The 19369-nt window shown below is 69.2% G+C and carries 19 protein-coding genes and 1 tRNA gene; 4 read left to right on the top strand and 16 right to left on the bottom strand.

Going from position 1 to position 19369, the window contains the following annotated elements:
• Window positions 1–8: 8 nt before the first annotated feature.
• The 5 genes from ACN469_RS00980 to ACN469_RS00960 all read right to left on the bottom strand — a co-directional run bounded on the left by ACN469_RS00980 (window position 9) and on the right by ACN469_RS00960 (window position 5539).
• Entirely contained in the window at window positions 9–1220 is a 1212-nt protein-coding gene (locus ACN469_RS00980; RefSeq protein ID WP_498763196.1) for a hypothetical protein, read from the bottom strand.
• A 105-nt stretch (window positions 1221–1325) separates the two neighbouring features.
• Entirely contained in the window at window positions 1326–1904 is a 579-nt protein-coding gene (locus ACN469_RS00975; protein WP_498763194.1) for a hypothetical protein, read from the bottom strand.
• Window positions 1905–2015: 111 nt separating this feature from the next.
• Window positions 2016–3833, bottom strand: coding sequence for an acyl-CoA dehydrogenase (locus ACN469_RS00970; RefSeq protein WP_498763192.1), 1818 nt, complete (start codon window positions 3831–3833; stop codon window positions 2016–2018).
• 178 nt (window positions 3834–4011) lie between these two features.
• Window positions 4012–5136: a slipin family protein gene (locus ACN469_RS00965; RefSeq protein ID WP_498763191.1), complete on the bottom strand. Its 1125-nt coding sequence runs from the start codon at window positions 5134–5136 to the stop codon at window positions 4012–4014.
• Between the two features lie 331 nt (window positions 5137–5467).
• Window positions 5468–5539, bottom strand: a tRNA-Ile gene (locus ACN469_RS00960).
• 221 nt (window positions 5540–5760) lie between these two features.
• Between ACN469_RS00960 and ACN469_RS00955 the strand changes: the two genes are divergently transcribed.
• A complete protein-coding gene (locus ACN469_RS00955; protein ID WP_498763189.1) occupies window positions 5761–6402 on the top strand; it encodes a hypothetical protein in 642 nt (213 codons plus the stop codon).
• A 2-nt stretch (window positions 6403–6404) separates the two neighbouring features.
• Window positions 6405–7247, top strand: coding sequence for a hypothetical protein (locus ACN469_RS00950; RefSeq protein WP_498763187.1), 843 nt, complete (start codon window positions 6405–6407; stop codon window positions 7245–7247).
• A gap of 44 nt (window positions 7248–7291) precedes the next feature.
• Here the strand turns inward: ACN469_RS00950 and ACN469_RS00945 are convergent, their stop codons facing one another.
• The 8 genes from ACN469_RS00945 to ACN469_RS00910 form a co-directional block, all read right to left on the bottom strand.
• Window positions 7292–8275, bottom strand: coding sequence for a hypothetical protein (locus ACN469_RS00945; RefSeq protein WP_498763185.1), 984 nt, complete (start codon window positions 8273–8275; stop codon window positions 7292–7294).
• A 255-nt stretch (window positions 8276–8530) separates the two neighbouring features.
• Window positions 8531–9298, bottom strand: a complete 768-nt coding sequence (gene bla, locus ACN469_RS00940; protein WP_498763184.1) for a subclass B1 metallo-beta-lactamase — start codon at window positions 9296–9298, stop codon at window positions 8531–8533.
• A 38-nt stretch (window positions 9299–9336) separates the two neighbouring features.
• Entirely contained in the window at window positions 9337–9720 is a 384-nt protein-coding gene (locus ACN469_RS00935) for a nuclear transport factor 2 family protein (RefSeq protein WP_498763182.1), read from the bottom strand.
• A 103-nt stretch (window positions 9721–9823) separates the two neighbouring features.
• A complete protein-coding gene (locus tag ACN469_RS00930) occupies window positions 9824–10474 on the bottom strand; it encodes a class I SAM-dependent methyltransferase (protein ID WP_498763180.1) in 651 nt (216 codons plus the stop codon).
• A gap of 105 nt (window positions 10475–10579) precedes the next feature.
• Window positions 10580–11218: a zinc ribbon domain-containing protein gene (locus ACN469_RS00925; protein ID WP_498763178.1), complete on the bottom strand. Its 639-nt coding sequence runs from the start codon at window positions 11216–11218 to the stop codon at window positions 10580–10582.
• Between the two features lie 95 nt (window positions 11219–11313).
• The gene (glgX, locus tag ACN469_RS00920) at window positions 11314–13443 is read right to left on the bottom strand and encodes a glycogen debranching protein GlgX (RefSeq protein ID WP_498763176.1); all 2130 of its coding nucleotides are present in this window, start codon (window positions 13441–13443) and stop codon (window positions 11314–11316) included.
• Window positions 13444–13513: 70 nt separating this feature from the next.
• On the bottom strand, window positions 13514–14788 hold the full coding sequence (locus ACN469_RS00915; RefSeq protein WP_498763174.1) for a hypothetical protein: 1275 nt from the start codon (window positions 14786–14788) through the stop codon (window positions 13514–13516).
• A gap of 257 nt (window positions 14789–15045) precedes the next feature.
• On the bottom strand, window positions 15046–15501 hold the full coding sequence (locus ACN469_RS00910; protein ID WP_498763173.1) for a hypothetical protein: 456 nt from the start codon (window positions 15499–15501) through the stop codon (window positions 15046–15048).
• A 126-nt stretch (window positions 15502–15627) separates the two neighbouring features.
• On the opposite strand from ACN469_RS00910, the gene ACN469_RS00905 reads away from it, so the two are divergent.
• On the top strand, window positions 15628–15843 hold the full coding sequence (locus ACN469_RS00905) for a hypothetical protein (protein ID WP_498763171.1): 216 nt from the start codon (window positions 15628–15630) through the stop codon (window positions 15841–15843).
• Window positions 15844–16130: 287 nt separating this feature from the next.
• Here the strand turns inward: ACN469_RS00905 and ACN469_RS00900 are convergent, their stop codons facing one another.
• Window positions 16131–16622, bottom strand: a complete 492-nt coding sequence (locus ACN469_RS00900) for a hypothetical protein (RefSeq protein WP_498763169.1) — start codon at window positions 16620–16622, stop codon at window positions 16131–16133.
• A gap of 387 nt (window positions 16623–17009) precedes the next feature.
• Between ACN469_RS00900 and kdd the strand changes: the two genes are divergently transcribed.
• A complete protein-coding gene (gene kdd, locus ACN469_RS00895; RefSeq protein ID WP_498763167.1) occupies window positions 17010–18047 on the top strand; it encodes an L-erythro-3,5-diaminohexanoate dehydrogenase in 1038 nt (345 codons plus the stop codon).
• A gap of 1 nt (window position 18048) precedes the next feature.
• Here kdd and ACN469_RS00890 read toward each other — a convergent pair whose 3' ends face one another.
• Complete coding sequence (locus tag ACN469_RS00890; protein WP_498763165.1) at window positions 18049–18762, bottom strand: MOSC domain-containing protein; 714 nt, start codon at window positions 18760–18762, stop codon at window positions 18049–18051.
• Window positions 18763–18895: 133 nt separating this feature from the next.
• Window positions 18896–19351: an Erp protein gene (locus tag ACN469_RS00885; protein WP_498763163.1), complete on the bottom strand. Its 456-nt coding sequence runs from the start codon at window positions 19349–19351 to the stop codon at window positions 18896–18898.
• Between the last annotated feature and the right edge of the window lie 18 nt (window positions 19352–19369).

The following is a 19369-nucleotide window of genomic DNA, read 5'->3' as shown; positions in this document are numbered from 1 at the left end:
TCACCCGCTCATCGGCAGAACGCGGCCTCGATGGAAATACAGCGCAGGCCCACGCAGCTGCTTCCGGTGTCACATGCGGACCGCCGTCCGCAGGGCTCTCCCTCACGAACGATGGGCAGGCAGCGCAGGCCCAACTCAGCCACGGCGCAGGCGTGGCCTTGGGGGCAGCCCAGGTTCTCGAGGTCACAGGCCTCTCCTGGTGCCAGGGCCTTCACGCAGACGCCCCGGCGGCCCGCCTCGAGGCGCGCGTCCTTGCACAACAGTCCCTCCGCGCACTCGCTGTCCAGGCGGCACTCCTGCAGCTCCGCGCGGCGTGGACGGCACAACCCCAGGTCGTCTGGGTTCGCGTCGCAGAAGAGCTCTCGCTGGCACGCGTCGACGTGGAGCCAGCTGGCCGAGCTATAGGTCGGCGCGGTGCAGGCCGAGCCTTCCTTCGCGCGGCGGACGCATTTGTTGTCGCTGCACACCAGGGAGGGGCCGCACGGGTAGTAGCCCTGGTTCTCGCAGATGTCTCCCTCCGAGCCCACCCGCTTGCACGTCTTGTAGCCATTCCCGTCGCACCAGAGGCCCTCCGCGCATGGCAGCAGGGAAGAGGTGCCTCCCTCGTTTTGGACGACACACGAGGCGCCTTCCTCCTGGGGGCGAATACAGGTCCAGGGCAGGCCTACGAGCACGAGCCCAGGTGCGCACGGGGTGCGCTGGGGAATCACGGAACCCTCCGTGCCTCGTGCCTGGCACACACCCGCGCAGGCGTTCTCCGACACGTAGCCGCAGTAGCCCTGGTCGCCACATTCGAGATTGCTCTGACAGCTTTCGGATGAAGCCGAATCCACGAGCACCCGGCAGGTCGCGTCGTACTCGATGCCGAACCGCCACGCGTCATCGGACAGCGCGGGCGTGTCACAGCTTCCTCCTCTGATGGATTCCAGACAGCGCCGGGCAGCCCCCTCGTCGAAGCGGAGCTGGCCGGTGCGCAGCGAATCGTCGTAGCGCGTCCCCAGCCCCAGGTAGACGTCGCGTCCCCAGCGGCGCATGTCCTCTTCACACGCGCTCGCGTGGGCGTACTCGCCACAGCGCTGGGCCCGTGCGCAGAGCGCCTGGACGACCTCGCCGCCGAAGTCCTCCCGCTTCACCGCGTCCTCGCCACCACCACACGCCCAGAGCCCCGCCAGCATCACCACCAGTGCCGCTTGCCGTCCATGCATCGCGCGTCTGCCCATCCGTGGCTCCCAAGGGGCCCTGGCCCGACATGCCCTCCATGGGCATACGGACCCGCCCTGCGCCACGGGCTGATGATGTCTCGCTTTCGAGGCGAGGCGCGAGGGCTACCGTGTCGCCAGCCGTCCCTCTGTGTCGATGAGGAACACCCCGTCCTCCGTCGCGACACGCACCCCCCGGCGCTCCACTTCCACGGCGAGCACCGGACCGTCGACGTTCCACACCCGGTGGGTCCCCAGCTCCAGCACGCGCCCGTCCGCCGTGCCCGCATGGAGTGAGGTCAGCACCGTGTAGGTCGCATCCGAGGGCAGCGTCCGCGCCAGGGCGTCCAGCCGCTCCACGTACTCGGCCTCGCTCGCGTCCTCGGCGTCGGGCAGCGCGTGCCAGCGCACGTCGAGCACCGGCTCCACCCGGAAGGCGTCATCCAGCGAGACGAGGCCCGCGTCGGTGGCCGCGAAGAGCCGCTCCCCCGCGACCTCCAGCGCGAGGCAGGAGTCGCTCGGCAGCCCTTCCTCGGTGGAGATGACGCGCACGGGCTTGCCAGAGGAGGTGAGCACCTCCAGGCCGTCCTGCGTGCAGGCGACGACGTGGCCGGCGAAGCGCGCCAGCTCCAGCGGGCCTCCCGTCTCGGGAGCGGGAGAACCCAGGGCGACGATGGCGGCGACGGTGAGGGCGGAGAGCATCACTCCCACCCTCATTGCGAACGCCGGGCCACCGCTGTCTCCCCCGTCAGGACGGGGGGATGGCCCCTGAGGTGTCCTCCCCCGGCCACGGGTGCGGCCGGGGGACAGCACGCCTCAGTACGACTCCTCGGGGACGTCCATCAGGTCCAGCGTGCCGGCCTCCACCATGCGCGCGGCGTGCGCGAGGCCCGGGAGCACCTCCGCGCAATACCAGCGCGCGCTGGCGAGCTTGCCCACATAGAAGGCCTTGTCGCCGGGGTTGCTCTTCATCCGCTCCACCGCCACGCCCGCGTGACGCACCAGCAGCCAGCCGATGACCAGCTCCGCCACGCCGGCCAGCACGCGGTTGCCCTGCAGGCCCACGTGGTAGACGGACTCGCCCAGCTTGCCCATCAGCGTGCCGAGCATCGTCTCCAAGTCACCCAGCGCCTTGCCCAGCGTGGCGCGCTCCGTCTGCAGCTCGCCTCCACCCAGGTCGCCCTCGGCCGTCTCGCGCACCTGCGACAACAGGCCCTGCAGCGTCGCGCCGCCGTCCTTCGCCACCTTGCGCATGAGCAAATCGAGCGCCTGGATGTGCGTGGTGCCCTCGTAGAGCGTGTCGATCTTCTGATCTCTCAGGTACTGCTCCACCGGGTAGTCCTGCAGGTAGCCGGAGCCACCGTGCACCTGGAGCGCCAGCGCGAGCAGCTCGAACGCCTTCTCCGAGCAGTAGCCCTTCACCAAGGGCAGCAGCATGTCGTTGAGCGTGTCCAGCTCGCCGGCCTCGGTGGCGCGGTGGCCGCCCTTCATCTCCACGCCGTCCTGGACGGCCGCGGTGTAGAGACACAGCGCGCGCATGCCCTCGGCGTGGGCCTTCTGCGCCATCAGCATGCGGCGCACGTCCGGGTGCTGGAAGATGGGCACGCGCGGCGCCAGCTTGTTGCGCGCCTGGAGCAGGTCGGCGCCCTGGAGCCGGTCCTTCGAGAAGGCCAGCGCGCGCTGGTAGCCCGCGGACAGCGTGGCCATGGACTTCACGCCCACCGCCATGCGCGCCTGCTCGATGATGTAGAACATCTGCCGGATGCCGTCGTGGACCTCGCCGAGGAGCACGCCACGCGAGGGCTTGCCGTCGCCGAACGTCAGCTCACACGTGACGGAGCCCTTCAGCCCCATCTTCTTCTCCAGCTTGGTGCACACGACACCGTTGCGCTCACCCAGGCTGCCGTCCTCGTTCACCCAGAACTTGGGCACGACGAACAGCGACAGGCCCTTGGTGCCCGGAGGCGCGCCTTCCGGACGCGCCAGCACCATGTGGATGATGTTCTCGGACATGTCCGAGTCACCGTTGGTGATGAAGCGCTTCACTCCCTCGATTTCCCACACGTCGCCGCCCACGGGACGCGCCTTGGTGCGCGCGGCGCCCACGTCGCTGCCTGCGTCCGGCTCGGTGAGCACCATGGTGCCGCCCCAGCGCTTCTCCAGCATGTGCGGCAGGAAGCGCTGCTTCTGCGAGTCCGTCCCCAGCCGGTCGATGATGCGCGCGAGCAGGTTGCCCAGCGTGTAGAAGGCCAGCGAGGAGTTGGCGCCCACCAGCAGCTCGAACGCGGCCCAGCCCAGCGACGGCGGCGCGCCCATGCCGCCCAGGTGCGGGGGCTGCTCCAGCAGGTGCATCCCCGCATCGAAGAACGCGTTCATGGACTTCTTCAGTCCGGGAGGCAGCGTCACCTCGCCGTTCTCCAGCTTGGGCGGCGTGTGCTCGGCCTCGTCGAAGGAGGGCGCCAGCTCGTTCGCGCACAGCACGGCGAACGCCTGCAACATCTGCCGGGCGGCCGTCTCGTCCAGGTCGCCAAAGGGCGCGCGCCCCAGGGAGGTACGGCCGATGTCGAGGAACTCGAAGAGATTGAACTCGATATCGCGCAGGTTGGGGACGTAGTGGTTCGCGGACGACGACATCTCGGACTCCTCACGGGAACGAAAGGCCCGAGGGTAGCCGAGATTGATTTTCGAGTCAGCCACGGCGCCCCGCAGCGCGGAGCGTGTTTGACGCACGGTGCCGTGAACGCACGAAGGGCCCCCGGGGAACCGGCCCCAGAGGCCCTTCGCTCAGCGATGTGTCACGTGTGGCGGAGCTTCAGCCCTTGAGCTGGAGCGAGGGCACCGCGCCCTCGCCGAGCACCAGGTGGACCTGGCCGACCTTGGCCGCGAGGTCCTTGTAGGCCTCCAGCTCCTTGAGGCGCACGAGCAGCGGGTTCTCCGCGAGCACCTTCGCCGTCTGGGCCATGGAGCGCGTGGCGGCCGTCTCCTCGCGGCGGGTGATGACGTTCGCCTCGGCCTCCTTCTGGGCCTGGATGACGCGGTTGAGCAGCTCCTTCATCTCACCCGGCAGCACGACGTCCTTGATGCCGAAGCGCAGCAGCTCCAGGCCCACGGACTCCGCGCGCTCCTTCACCTGCGCGAAGAGGTCCTCGGCCACGGCCTCACGGGAGGCGAGCAGCTCGTCCAGCGTGCGCGTGGCCACGGACTCGCGGGCCGCGAGCTGCATGGCGAGGTAGAGGATGTCATCCGGCGCGCGGGCGACGACGGCGAGCCGGCGGGCGTCCGCGACGCGGAAGGCGGTGGAGAGGTTGAGGCGCAGCGTGACGCGGTCCTTGGTCATGACCTCCTGGCCGGTGACGTGGAGCAGGCGCTCGCGCAGGTCGATGACGGCGAGCTGGACCTTGCGGGCGACGGTCCACGCGGCGTGGCGGCCGGCGGGCAGCACCGCGTCCAGGGTGCCGTCCACGTAGCGCAGCACGACGCTGCCCTCGGTGGCCGTGGCCTCCACGTAGTCACTGGCGGGGACCTTGGCGCGCACGTCGTCCTGCAGTGGCGCGGTGGCGACGCCGGACGTGTCCAGGCGCTCGATGCTCACGGCGGAAGAGGCAGGCACGGAGTCGCGGCTGGGGAGGCGCTCCACCGTCCACACCTGGTGCTGGCCACGGCCGAGCCACATCGAGGGGCGACCCCGGTGGTAGAGCATGGCGCGCTCGGTGGGACCCAGCTCGATGACCTGGAGGTCCGAGGAGGGCACGAGCGCGAGCATCTCCGTGTCGAGGTTCGTCAAGGGCATGCCCGTGGCGACGCGGACGATGCGCACGTTGCGGAAGGGGTAGGTGAGACTGTAGCGGCCCGGCACGAGGTAGCGCGTCGGCACCTCGTCGACGAGGACGAAAGCCCGCTCGTGCTGCACGACATCCACACGCTTGAAGAAACACATCGCGCACCTCCTTTCCCCCGTGGGGGACTTGATGAAACCCGGGAGGCGAGGTGGCGCGAGGAAGCGCGCGTCCCGGGGGACTGCTGAAAAGTGGAGGCCCCACCCTTCGCGGGTGGAGCGCGCTGACTGCGTGCCCTGCCTCGTCACCGCATCCCGCGCTCGCGGGCCGAGCCGGGCGCGGACGACGACAGGACTTCCGCTGACGGCTCGGAAGGAGACTGTCGCCCTGGCGGACGGCGAGGCTTCGCGGTGGGGGAGGGTGGACGGGGTGGGCCAGCGCGCTCACCGGCTAGGGGTGGAGCTTCCTGGCGGAGCCGATGTTAGAGATCGGTTCAGAACGAAGGAGTCGAACCTTCAACCTCAAGATTATCAGTCTTGTGCTCTCCCATTGAGCTAGTTCTGAGAAGTCCCTGGAGAGGGGCTACTCAAATGGCTTTTGAGGCGGCCGGCCTGACGCAACCGATGTGAGGGAGACACTGAGGACGATGGACCCGGGAACACCCTGTCCGGCACGGGAGCGCAGAGCGCCCACGTCCAGACTCGGGAGCCCAGGGACAGACCCGTGACACCTCTAGAGATGCGTCGGGGGCGAGGGACGCCAGCGTGACGCGGAGGCTGACAATCATGTCGAAGGCCGTGTCGGGCTGGGTGCTTCTTGTCCTGTTGCTGGGGTGTGCGAGTGGTTCGGAGGTAGCGCGAGGGAAGTCATCTCCGGATGCGCTGGACGCGGACGTCTCCTACGTCGAGCCCCCGCCAGCGGAGCCGACGGAAGAGCGGGCAGGTGCCTTCCTCCCCGTGGATTGGGAGCAGCAGGTTCGGGGTGTCGCGGTGGATCCGCTCGAAGGAGCCATTGCCACCCGGCCGGTGCGGCGTGCTCCTGGCGCCGGACCGCTGCGACGTCCGCCGTTGCTGAGTCCTCGCCCCACGCCCCTTCAGGTCCAGGTCCGGGCGAGAAGAACCGTGGATGCCTCAGTGGTGCTTCAGGCGCGGCAGCTCTATCTCCAGCGCCTCAAGGAGGCGCAGGCCACGTATCCGAACAGCGCGGGATACGAGAACCACCACCTCATCCCCATGTATCTGGGAGGAGCGAAGGACGGTCAGACGTACCGAGTGCCGACCGCGTACCACAAGGCCATCACCCGGGCGTTTCGGGAGGAGTGGCAGTATGGTCAGGGCCGTAGGCCGGACCCACAGGCGCTGACGGACATCCTGGTGCGCGTCTACGCCAGGTATCCGGTTCCTCAACTCATCGGAATCTCCCCCTGAAGATGCGCGAGACCATCGAGTTCAGGATTGCGGAAGAGCGAGCCCAGCGGTTCCTGGAGCCAGGGCTCGGGACGCTCGTGAATGAGACGTTGAGGAAGGTGGTGCTGCCACGCGAGGACCCTCGTGTGCAGGAGATTGGTGACATCGAGCGGAAACTCCGCGAGCAGGGCAGCCTCTTCTTCACCTACTGGAACATCGAGCGCCGCTATTCAGCCATGGAGCTCAAGTCGGCGGAGCTGCTGAATCTCGTCATTCGCACGTCGTTCGAGCCTACAGGCTCCATGTGCGGCACCGGGTACGACGAGTCTGCCGCCTGCGAGTGTTGCGGTGCCGGTGCGCGGCAGACAACCGCGCTCATCCTCGACACGCGGCGCATCGCCAAGAGCAAGGACATCGCCCAGACGCTCGCGGGAGAGGTGGTGGTCTCCTCGAGATTCGTGGAGGCCTTCCATGCGGCGGGACTTCGAGGCGCGGAGTTCCGTCCGGTGATGCACGGTGGAGGCAGGGTGCCTCAAGCCTCGGATTGGTATCAACCTGTCGTGACCTCGATGCCGCTGCGGCTGGCCGCGAGGACGTTGGCGGGAAACAATCCCTTCGACCTCGACGAGCGCGGCGAGCACCGATGTCCGAAGGGCCATGTCGCCGGACTCAATCAGCTCTCCGAGCTGTACGTGGAGCGAGCCAGTCATGATGGCTCCGACCTCTTCATCACGGACAAGCTCTTTGGTGACAGGCGAGGCGAGCTTCGCCCCGAGCCCCGTTGGCTCATCTCTCCACGACTACGAGATGTGCTGACAGCGATGAACGCGAAGGGCCACGCCCTGGAGATGGCTCACTTCGTTTGAGGCGGGGACCTCGCGGTGCGCCCTCGCCCTGAACGTCGACGGAGCTACTCCGCCGCGCCCGGTGGCACGGATAGCAGCGGCAGGGGCACGGAGGCCGTCTGGGATTGAGCCTGGGGCTCGAGGGCCGGCTCGGGCTCCGTGGGTTCTGCGGGCTGCATCGGCTGGCAGCTCGGAGGCTCGCTCTTCGTGTCCGTTTCGCCCGCCGTGTTGGTGGAGGTGGCCTGCTTCAATGCGCTCTTGGAGGGCAACGAGCACATGGTGCTCGTCGGCGTCGCCACGATGGGCTTCGCCACTCGAGGATTGCTCGACCTCGCGGCGTCTCCCCGGGCACGCGAATCGCCTCGCGAGTTGGAGTCGCTGCGCGTGTCCGCCTTGCCCTCGCTCGTGGAGGTGGACGTGGCCGTCGCCACAGCGGAAGGCGTGGGCCGCTTCGCCGCCTCACCGAGCGCGTTCGCCAGCCGGCCGTTGCTCTCGTGCATCTGGTCCCGTGCCTTGTCCAGACTCGACTGGGAGTGCTCTCGCTGCGCGTCCATGCTGCTCTGGAGCCGCTCGCGCTCCGTCACCAGCGCCTCCTGAGCCGCGTCACGCTGCGCATCCAGCTTCGCCCGGTACGACTCGCGCTCCTGCTCCTGGTTGGCGCGCAGGCTGTCGCGCTCCTTCGAGACCTCACTCAGGCGCTGCTGCAACTCCCGCTTCTCCGTCGAGAGCATCTTCTCCGCGGTGACCATGCACGACTCGAGCACCTTCTCGTCCGACTCGCGCGTCGGCAGGGGCTCACCGCGATTCCAGGCCACCATCGCGCTGCTCTGCCAGCGGTAGTCCGCGTGCATCACGCACTCCTGCACCAGCCGCGTGAGCCGATCCTCCGACCACTCCGGCTTCGGCCGCGAGCAGGGGCCCACTTCTTCCTTGAAGGTGGAGGGAAAGGTGCGGACTTGCTTCACCCAGCAACCGTTCCGCTGCTCCACCTTCACAGACGCGCACCCGCTGACCACCATCGCGAGCACCACCGCAGCCATACGCTTCATGACGCCCCCTGCCTTCCATCCCGCCCGCCGGCCCGTGCTTCACCACCGCGACTCGGAGGCACGGTAGGAACGATGGAAGACCTCGCCATTCGACAGCGCCCCTCTGCCCAAGGCGCTTGTTCTCGGCTCAACGGACCCGGGCAGACGAGCGAGCGTGTTACGACCCACCCCGTGTGCTTCGCACAACGCTCGCTGCATCCGAAGGGAGCGGGCGGTCGAGCATGCGCTCCACCCTCACCCAGGCCCTCGTGCTGCTCAGTGAATCAGGTTCCGCGTGTGGACCAACAGCTCCGGTCCACCGGGAGCCCCATGGCCCGGGATGACGATGCGGGCCTCTGGGAAGCGCTCCTTCGTGCGCTCCAGGCTCGCGGGCCAGGCAGCGAGGTCCGCGTCCTCCACGTTGCCCAGGTCCTTCGCCCCGCCATCCTTCACGAAGCAGCCACCGAACAGCACGCCGCTGCCCCGATGCCACACGACGATGTTGTCAGGCGCATGGCCCGCACCGGGGAAGAACAGCTCCACGGGCCCCAGCGTCCGCGCCCCCGAGAAGGTCTCCGTGGGCGCGGGCCGTCCACGCGCCATCGAGAGCTTCACGGTGTCTTCTAATCCGTACACCGGGATGTTCCGAGCCGCGAGGACCGGGATGCCCGCCGTCCGGTCGCTGTGGAAGTGCGTCGCCACGGCCGCGCGCACCGGCTTGCCCAGCGTGTCTTTCGCCCAGGCCAACAGATTTTCCGCTTGAGAGGGATTCCAGCCCGTGTCGACGAGCAGCGACTCCGCGCCGTCCTCGATGACCAGCCCGTTCGCGGGATAGTGGCCGAAGTCCGGGCCCGACAGCGTCGTGTGGACCCAGACACCCGGGGCGATGCGGCGCACGGAGATGTCCTCCGTGAGCGTGTACTCGCTCGGGCTGGTGTCCGGGGCGGCCACCGTGGAGGCAGGGCGCCCGGGTGTCGAGGTACAGGCCGGAGCGAGCATCAGCACGGGTGCGAGGACGAGGGCACGAAGGCGCTGTGAGGTCATGACGTGGGCTCCTGCGCTCGTGCGGAAGAGGGGGCGATTCATGAGGGCTCGCCACCGAGGATGACCGTGCACTGGCCCGTGACGACCTGGGGGCGCTCATCCACCCACTGCCAGACGCGGCTGTAGCGAAGCCGCGCTTCAAACGCGGTGCCGTCGTGGGTTCCCTTCACGGAGGCGCTGACGATGACCACCGCGCCCGCCGAGAGGTAGCGGATGATGGGCGCCGACACGTCCAGCCGCGTCAAGCGCAGCGCGCGCGAGCGGTGCGCTGCCAGGTCCGCTTCCTTGTCGAACACCTGTCCGGTGTGATTGACGAAGACGAGGTCGTCGGAGATGAGCGCGTCGAGCGCGGCCACGTCACCCCGGAGCATCGCCTGCCGCAGCGACTCCTCGGCGGCAAGGAGGTCTTCTTCCGTCATCATCCGTGGTGCTCCCTTGTCTCGATTCCAGACCCGACGGGGTCTGTCGCGGCGCGAGTTTGCCTCGGCAACCCGCGCGGGGTGTGTCAATTCCATCGCGGTGAAGCTACCCCCGCTCCACGTCCCACCAGCCGAACCACATCGTCCGCTCCTCGGTGAGCTGCACCCAGCCCGGAGCATGCACGTAGTCACGCGGTTGCAGCCCCGCCTCCACGACGGCACGAGCCGTGTCCTCGAACGAGTACAGATGCAGCGTCACCGCGGGGCCCGCCGTCTGGACCTCGCGCGTGGAGACCTCGTGTCCCTCGAACCCGGGCCGTTGCTCCAGCACCGTGAACAGCATCCGCCCACCAGGCGCCAACGTCGCCGCGAGATGGCCCAGCACGCGCGGCAGGTCCTCGCAGAAGTCGAGGCAGCCGATGGCCAGCACCACCTGGAAGCGACCCCACTCCTCGGGAAAGGGGCGGTGGTAGCTGTGCACGTGCCACGCGCCCTCGGGCCGGGCCTGTCGCGCCAGCTCCAGCATCTCCGGGGACAGGTCGACGCCCACCACGTCGACGGACGCATCCATGCCCCGCGTGTGGAGCCCGGGCCCGCACCCCACGTCGAGCACTCGACACCCCGGCGTCACCGCTTCCGCGAGGAAGCGCTCCACGCGGTCCTCATACCGATGAAGCACGGGGAAGAGCGCCTCGTACGCCGAGGCAATCTCTCCGTACACCTGCTTCACGTCCTCTTCCTGGGCATCCCGCGACATGGCGCCGCAGCCTATGCACGAGGAGGGCCTGAATGGCGTGGAACACACGCGGACATTCCGTGCGGTGAGCGTCCTGGGATGAACGCTGGAGCCTCGGCCATGGCGTCACTTGTTCCGAGGGGAACCACAGTCCGGGCAGAACTTCGCGCTCTCGGGTACCTCCAGGCCACACTTCCAGCAGCTCACCTTCCGAGCCGCGAGCGGCTTGCCGCACTCCATGCAGAACTTCCCGCCGTCCACCTTGGCGGTGCAGTGTGGACACGTCGCCAGTCGCGTCTCCTTCATGTCCAGCGTCGCGACGTGGTCCACCGTGCGCGCCTTCTCTCGCGCCTGCTCCACCGCCACGTGCGCCTGGATGGACGCGGCCTCTTCCGCCAGGTCGGGCGCGCACGCCTCGCACAGCCCGCGCCCCTCGTTCCAGCACGAGCGCGGACACACCCACTTGCCGCACCGGGTGCAGTTCTTGAAGTGCTGCTTCCCCGCCGCCACGGCCTCCGCGTAGGCGTCGTCCCAGCCCTGGCCGCGCAGCGCGTCCTTCAGGTGCGTGCCCGCGTGCGCCGCGCGTCCAATCGTCCCGCCGAAGAACGAGCCCGCGGCGCGCAAGATGCCCGTGGCCACGCCCACCTTGCTCGCGATGAACGGCGACATGTGCCCGTTGCCGCACTTGTCGCAGAAGAACTCGAACTGGAACCCGTAGTCGTTCGAGCGGTCCGTGTAGTTCCGCGTGAACTGAATCATCGACATGTCGTGCGTGCTCCCTGCCGCAACACGCCATCACGCTACCACGGATGCAACAGGGCCTCGCCCGGACGACGAGGCCCCCTGCCTTCCCACGTGGCTCAGTCCTCGACCTGCCGGAACACCGCCATCGCGCGGCCCACCAGCTCGAACTTCCCCTGGGGCGCCACCTTGTCCCCGTCCCGGGCGTCGTCCGCCGTGTACAGCGCCAGCTCCCACCGATGGCCCGCCGCGACGGGGGGCACGGTGAAGGACACCGGCTCATGGTGCGCGTTGAGCAACACCAGCACCGCGTCGCCGATGATGCGCTGGCCACGCTCGTCCGGCGTGGGGATGGCGTCGCCTCCCAGCAGGAACGCCAGCGAACGCACGAAGGGCTTCTTCCAGTCCTCCGCGCTCATCTCCGAGCCGTCCGGCCGGAACCACGCCAGGTCCTTGTGCTCGGAGTCCCAGAGGTGCGTGCCCTTGAAGTAGCGCCGCCGCTGCAACACCGGCTGCCGGTGCCGGAAGTGGATGAGCTTCCGGGTGAACTCCAGGAGCTTCTCGCGCCGCGCGTCCAGCTCCCAGTCCACCCACGACAGCTCGTTGTCCTGGCAGTAGGCGTTGTTGTTGCCCTGCTGCGTGCGCCCCATCTCGTCGCCCGCGACAATCATCGGGACACCCGTGGACAGGAACAGCGAGGCCAGGAGGTTGCGCTTCTGTCGCTCGCGCAGGGCGACGACGGTTACGTCCTCCGTCTCACCCTCCACGCCGCAGTTCCACGACTGGTTGTCGTCCGCGCCGTCGCGGTTGTGCTCGCCGTTCGCCTCGTTGTGCTTCTGGCTGTACGTCACCAGGTCGTGCAGCGTGAAGCCGTCGTGCGCCGTCACGAAGTTGATGCTCGCCTGCGGCTTGCGCCGCGCCTCCGCGTACAGGTCCGAGTTCCCCGTCAGCCGGTAGCCCACCTCACTGGCCTGGTTCTCGTCCCCCTTCCAGTAGCGGCGCAGCGCGTCCCGGTACTTGCCGTTCCACTCGCGCCACGGCGCGGGGAAGCCGCCCACCTGATAGCCGCCGAGCCCCACGTCCCATGGCTCCGCGATGAGCTTCACCCGGCTCAGCACCGGGTCCTGCTGGAGAATCTGGAACAGCGCCGCCCTCGGGTCGAACCCGCCTTCACCCGTGCGCCCGAGCACCGTGGCCAGGTCGAAGCGGAACCCGTCCACGTGCATCTCGTTCACCCAGTAGCGCAGGCTGTCGATGATGAGCCGCGCAGTGTTGGGGTTCGACGCGTTGACGCTGCTGCCGCACCCGGTGAAGTCCAGGTAGTAGCGCGGGTCCGGCATCAGCCAGTAGTAGCTCGCGTTGTCGATGCCCTTCAGCGACAGCGTGGGCCCCAGGTGGTTGCCCTCGCACGTGTGGTTGTAGACGACGTCGAGGATGACCTCGAGCCCCGCGGCGTGCAGCGCCCGCACCATGGCCTTGAACTCGGCCACCGCCGCGCCGGGCGTCTTGCGGCTGGCGTAGTACTGCTCGGGCGCGAAGAAGCCGAGCGTGTTGTAGCCCCAGAAGTTGGACAGCTTCTTGTCGTTGAGGAACGAGTCGTCCGCGAACGCGTGCACGGGCAACAGCTCCACCGACGTGACGCCCAGCTTCTGGAGGTGCTCGATGATGGGCGGCGAGGCGAGCCCCGCGTAGGTGCCGCGCAGGTGCTCGGGCACGTCGGGGTGCTTCATGGTGAGGCCGCGCACGTGGGCCTCGTAGATGACCGTCTTGCGCCAGGGGATCTCCGGCCGGCGGTCATTGCCCCAGTCGAAGTAGTCGCTCACCACCACGCTCTTGGGCACCCCCGCCGCGCTGTCACGCTCGTCGCGCGCCAGGTCCTGCTGGGGGTTGCCGAGCGGGTAGCCGAACACCGGCTGCTTCCAGTCCACGTCGCCATGCAGGGCCTTGGCGTAAGGGTCCACCAGCAGCTTGTGCGGATTGCAGCGGTGCCCCTTCGACGGCTCGTACGGGCCGTGGACCCGCAGGCCGTAGAGCGTCCCGGGCTCCAATCCGGGCACGTAGCCGTGGTGGACGAAGTCCGTGGCCTCCGTCAGCGGGAAACGTTCGATTTCCTTCGTTGGATTCGCGGCGTCGAAGAGACAGACCTCGATGCGCGTGGCCACCTGGGAGAAGACGGCGAAGTTCACTCCCGTGCCGTCGAAGGTGGCACCACGCGGCCAGGGCTTGCCCGGCCAGACTTCCCTGCTCATACGGGCTCTCGATTCCTCTTCAAGGAAATTGCCCGCTGAATGTGGGATGGCCCCCGCGTACCGGCAACCGTCAGGCAGCGACAGCGTGGTCCAGTGAGCGCCAGGTCCCCAGCGCCCAGTCCTCCTCCTCCGGGTCGTCGAAGCTCACCACGCACAGCGCCCGGTGCCTGCCCGAGCTGCACACCGCCGTCAGCCGGCACTCGCCCGGCTCCATGTGCAACGAGGCGCGGCCGCTCACCCGCTCGCCCCGGTGCTCCAGCTCCATCGCCCGGCGCTCGGCCGTGGTGGGGACCGGGCTGTCCCCCGTCGCATCCTCCAGCGGGACGAAGCGCACGCTGCGTCGATGGTCCCTGGCCACCCAGGTGCCGTCCTCCAGGTGCGCCTCCGCCAGCGAGCCCGGGATTCGAATCTCCCAACCCGAGGGCAGCGCCACTTGCACGGAGCCTCGCCGGTAGCCGATGGGCGGCCCCTTCGCCGCGTGGAACGCCGCGTGCCGGTGGACCAGCTCCGCGAGCGTCCCGCCCACGCCCAGGTAGCCGAGCACCTCGCGCCACTCGCGCCACGGGTACGCCAGCTCCGGGTCCTCCCGCCACGCCAGCTCCAGCGCGCGCGCCACCTCGCGCAAGAGCCGGCGCTCCTCGTCCAGCAGGGGCGGGCGCCACACGACCTCCGTCCACAGCCGGCACAGGGCCTTGCCCAGTCGCGCGTGCGCGCCCACGCCCTGCTTCCACCAGGGAAACACATCCATGCCCACGCGAGGGTCCTCGTACACGAGGCGCATCCAGCGCTCGTCCCGGGGGCCCAGCGGCGTCAGGAGCGCGCCGGGATACTCGAAGGTGTGGCCGAAGCGCATCGACATCGCGAAGCCCGACTCGCCCCGGCTGCGCAGGCGCAACACCTGTCCCACGGACTCCTGGAGCCACGCGAGCATGTGCACCTCCACCGGCCCCGCGTCGTCCGTGTGGAAGTAGCCCGTGGGGTCTCCCACGCCCATCGCCTCGTCGGCTTCCGCCCAGTGCAGGTGCAGCGATTGCCCCATCGCCTTGAGCAAGTCACAGAGGAAGACGTGGTAGCCCGGGCCCACCGCCGTCGTCTCCGCGGAGATGACGACGCGCGCGCCGCTGGCCGCGAGGATGGAGACCTCGCCCGCCGCGGGATGCAATCGCAGGCGCAAGAGCGGCGCGCCCTGCGGGCCGGTGCTCAGGTGACTGTTCTCCAGCCACTCCTTCGCGTTCGCCTGGAACCACTGCTCCACCTGCCGCAGCCAGGCGCGCGAATTGTCGGAGGTCGACGTGAAGGGCACATCCCCGCCACGCCGGCCGGCCAGCAGCAACTTCACACTCATCACGCCTCGCTTGGTTGGATTCAGGGTGCGGCGGGGACTTGGGGATGGGGCATGTCTCCGGGCCTTGTCAGGAAAGCGCGTTTCACCCTGAAGGTGCCACCGACCCCGGGTGCCTGCCGGCCCGTGCTCCACGTCGCGCGGAGGTACGAGCGAGCAGGGTTTGGCCCGCTCGCCTGTCTACCGCCTCCGCAATGACTTTCAGTGAAGCGAGGCTTCCGTGACCCGGAGGGTGCGGGCCACGGAAGTTGAAGAGAGGTTCAGTTCTGCGTGCTGGTGGCGGCGGGGGCGTCCTTGCGTGCGTTGGCGGCGACCTTCTCCGCGATGCGGGCCCAGTCGGTGTGCTGGCGCACGGGCTCCAGGGACGGCTCGGAGGTCAGCGACTCGGTGGCGGCGAAGCCCGCGTCGGCGGCGCGGCCCAGCCAGATGATGGCCTCCTCCTGGCTGCCGGAGCGCGCGGCGATGACGCCCGCGTAGTAGAGGCCGTCCGGGTGGCGGAAGCCGTCGTTCCAAGCCTTGCGGTAGAGGAAGAGCGCGTCCTCGTAGCGGCCATCTTCCAGCAGCTTGTCGGCCTCGGTGCCCAGCCGGCGCGACTCGCTGGCGTCGGGTGGCACGGGGCGGGGGACGGGCCCGGAGGGATTGCTCGGGTCGTTGGTGTGGGTGGTGGCGCAGGCGGTGAGGTGGAGGACGGCGAGGACCGTGAGGAGACGGCGCATGGCGGGAGTGCTCCGGGTTGAGAAGGTTTCTGGCGGGGACGCTGCCAACACCTGGGCAACCATTCAAGCAGCCCCTTGCTGCCCGGAGGCTGGAGGACCCCCACGTTGCGGGGAAAGGAGGCCGTCATGAGCAAGAAGGACGTGTTGCACATTCCGCCCGATGCCCTTCCCACCATCCCCAAGCGCGAGGCGGGAATCGAGGACGAGTCCTCGCCGCGCCGGGCTCCCCCGACGTTGGACCCAGGCACGGGGCCTGGTGGCACCCCGGGCGCGGATACAGACCCGCTCATCATCGAGCCGCAGCGGGACCCTGGCCGCTACCCCGGGACGAGCGTGTCCTGAGCGTCACGCCGTGAAGCGCGTGAGGCCCGCGTCCGAGAGGGCGCGGGCCTTGTGCTGTCCGGGCGTCACGCGCTCGAAGTGGCGAGGCTCGCACCAGGTCCGGCGCGGGCCTTGTGCTGTCTGGCGAGGTCCGGGCGTCGCGCGCTCGAAGTGGCGAGGCTCGCACCGGGTCTTGACGCGGGCCTTGTCCCGTCAGGGGCGTGCCGGCCCTGTGTCACGCGCCGGAAACGACGATGCCCGCGCCGGTCGGGGCGCGGGCATCTTGGGCTCTCGCGTTCAGCGCGGAGCTACTGCTTGCGGCCGGACTCCGGCTCGCGGGGCGCGCTGGTGTCGGGCGCGTACGGGTCCTCGCGGTCGCTGGAGTCAGGCGTCAGGTCGCCATCGCCGCGCGTACCGGGGTCGACGGCGGTGTCATCCGCGGGGTCCAGCGTGCCCGAGCCACCCGTGCCCGGGTCCAGCGTCGGATCCTGGCCCGTCGGCGGGCTCAGCGTCGGGTCCTGGCCGGAGGGCGGGCTCATGGACGGGTCATCCACGTCCGTGGCGGGCGGAGGGCTCATCATCGGGTCATCCATGCCCGTGCCGCCCGTGCCCGGGTCCGGCGACGTGCCCGCGGGGGGCGTCGTCGTCTCGCTGCCCGTCGTCGTGCCCGTGTCCGTCGTCGTCGGCGCCGTGGTGTCGTCGCGCTTCGCGCTCGAGTCGGACTTGCACGCGGTGCCAAACACGAGAGCGCCGGCGGCGAGCGAACCCAGGACGAGCTTCGTCTTCAGGAACTTCTTCATGGTGGTTCTCCCACTGAAAAGTTTTGGGTTGGTGTGGCTGGCTGCTGCTGGACGAGAACCTGAGCAGCCAAATCACGACATGCAGCGGACGCTCCTCTGGCTGCCTGCCCCCCGGCCAGAGGCAGGAGGCTGGACGTGCGGCCCCTTGTCGGTGCGCGACCGTGCTTCAGCCGGGCCCCTGGTCCAGGTCCGCCAGCGAGGCCATGTCGGCTTCAGCACGGGCTCGAGCCCGCATGAACCCGGCGCCCGCAGGCGTGAAACACTGCGGGTCGTGAGGTGAAATTCATTGAGATTATGTGTGGCATTGCGAGCGAAGTGGATGCATATGGTTTTCATCTCGGCGAGACGCGTGTCTTGTCGAAGCCACGACCAGCGCGGAGGACTTGGATGGAGACGACGGCGGATGCCTATGGTTTGTCACGTGTCGTTGGCACGACGGGCTTTTTCCCCCAGCGCGCCAGTCGCCTCGACCCTTCGTTGCCGTGTCGCGAGTCCGAGCTCGTCGTCGAGGTGGAGAGCCTCAACATCGACGCCGCCTCGTTCGAGCAAATCGCGAGGGAGGCCGGGGGCGATGATGCGCGCATCGCGGAGTGTGTGTCGAGCATCGTCAGCGAGCGCGGAAAGATGCACAACCCGAAGACAGGCTCGGGCGGCATCTTCATCGGCAGGGTGAAGGAGCTGGGGCCTCGGCATCCCGCGCGGGGACATCTGCGCGTCGGGGACAGGATTGCCTCGCTCGTCAGCCTCTCACTCACCCCGCTGGTCATCGAGGAGATTCGCGCCGTTCATCGCGACACCCACCGCGTGGACGTACGGGGCCACGCCATCCTCTTCGCCTCGGGCAGCTACGCGAGGCTCCCCGAGGACCTGTCGGATGCCGTCGCCCTGGCCGCGCTGGACGTGTGCGGCGCTCCCGCGCTGGTCGAGCGCCACGTCAGGCCCGGGATGACGGTCGCCGTCCTGGGTGCGGGCAAGGGCGGTGCGCTGAGTCTCGCCCAGGCGCGGCGCAGTCTGGGAGACACCGGCAGGCTCCTCGCCATCGACCTCCATGAGGGCTCGCTCGCGGAGCTGCGGGAGCACCGGCTCTGTGACCTGACGCTGAAGCTGGACGCCACCCGGGCGGTGGAGGTGCAGGAGCAGGTCTCCCGGGCCACGCAGGGGACCTTCTGTGACCTCGTGGTCAACTGCGTGTCAGTCCAGGACACGGAGATGGCCACCATCCTGTGCGCCCGTGATGGCGGCATGGCCATCTTCTTCTCCATGGCCACGAGCTTCACCTCGGCGGCCCTCGGCGCCGATGGCGTGAGTCGGGACGTCACCCTGCTGATGGGCAACGGCTATGTGCCGGGACATGCCGAGCTCACGCTCGGGTTGCTGCGCTCCGACCCAGGGCTGCGCCGGCTCTTCGAGCGCCGGTACACCTGAGTCAGCTGTCGTGGTTCGGGCCCACCAGCCGGGGCTGGTCATCCCCGCGCGTGCCCTGGGAGCGGCGGCGCAGGGACTCGCGCCACCCGGGTGCGAGAAACGGGCACTCCGCCAGCGCCGCGGCGTCCTCCCGCCGGTGTTCGTGCATGGCGTGGTTGGCGAACGCGACGGTGAACGCGGGGAAGGGGCGCTCCACCAGTTCCAGCGTGTCGCCCGCACGGACCTCACCTTCTTCCAGCACGCGGTAGTACCAGCCCGTGCGTCCCGTGCGTTGGAGCAGCAGCGCCAGCTCCTTGTGCCGCCAGCGCCGCGCGGGCTTCCAGCACGGCTGACGCGGCTGCGACACTTGCACGCGCGCGCCGCCCACCCGCAGCACGTCGCCAATGCAGACGCTGTCCTCCGCGCCGCCGGAGACGACCCAGTTCTCACCGAAGGCGCCCGGGCCCACGTCCTCGCGCGCCAGCTCCGCGCGCCAGAAGGCGTGGTGCGAGGCGGGGTACGCGAGCACGGCCTTCTCCAGGCCCCCATGCACCCGCAGGTCCGCCTGGCCATCTCCGGCCAGTCCCGTGCGTGACAGCCACACCGGGCCTAGCACGGGCTCCTTGTGGATGGCGCTGGTCCATGGGCGCTCCAGCGGGTCCACGGCCCCGGGGGTGCCGAGCTCGCGGGGCAGGCCCACGTGGAGCGAGAGGATGCGGGGTGTCTCGGTGTCCATCACTCGCGCGACAAAGCAGGCGCGCGAGGCGCTGTCCAGGGGGGCCGCTTTGGAGACGCCGCTCATGCGACGCGAGGCGGGAGCCGCCGTGGAAGGCCGCTCCCGCCTCGTCAACCTGGTGACGCGAGTGGCGTCAGAAGGTTCCGCCGTCCATCACCGCGCCGCCCGCGGGCGGCTGGAACGTGCCGGACGAGTTGTCGTCCGTGGTGCCCGGCACCACGCCCGAGCCGCCCATGCCCGCGTCACCGTCGAACGTGGGCGTGGTCGTGGTCCCCGGGGCCGTCGTCGTGGTGTCCGGCGTCGTGGTGGTGCTGTCGCCCGGCATCGTCGTGGTGCTGCCAGGGTTCTGCTCCGGCGTGCTCGGCACCGTGCCCGGGGCCGCCTGCGTCGGGTCCTGCGTCATCGGGTCCTGCGTCGTCGTGTCAGGCGTCGTCGTGCTCCCCGAGCCACCCGTCGCGGGCTGTCCCGTGGTGCTCGTGTCCGCCTGGGCCACCACGATGGGTGCCTCCGTGGAGCTGCACGCCGAGCCCAATGCCAGGGTGCCCGCCATGGCACCTGCCCACATCCACCGCCTCATGTGCTTCGCCATTACCTGCCTCCTTCCGTG

The organism is Corallococcus terminator, from assembly GCF_049194865.1.
GTDB lineage: Bacteria > Myxococcota > Myxococcia > Myxococcales > Myxococcaceae > Myxococcus > Myxococcus terminator_A.
The sequence above is the reverse complement of the archived record's forward strand: the minus strand, read 5'-3'. Positions and strand labels throughout refer to the sequence as shown.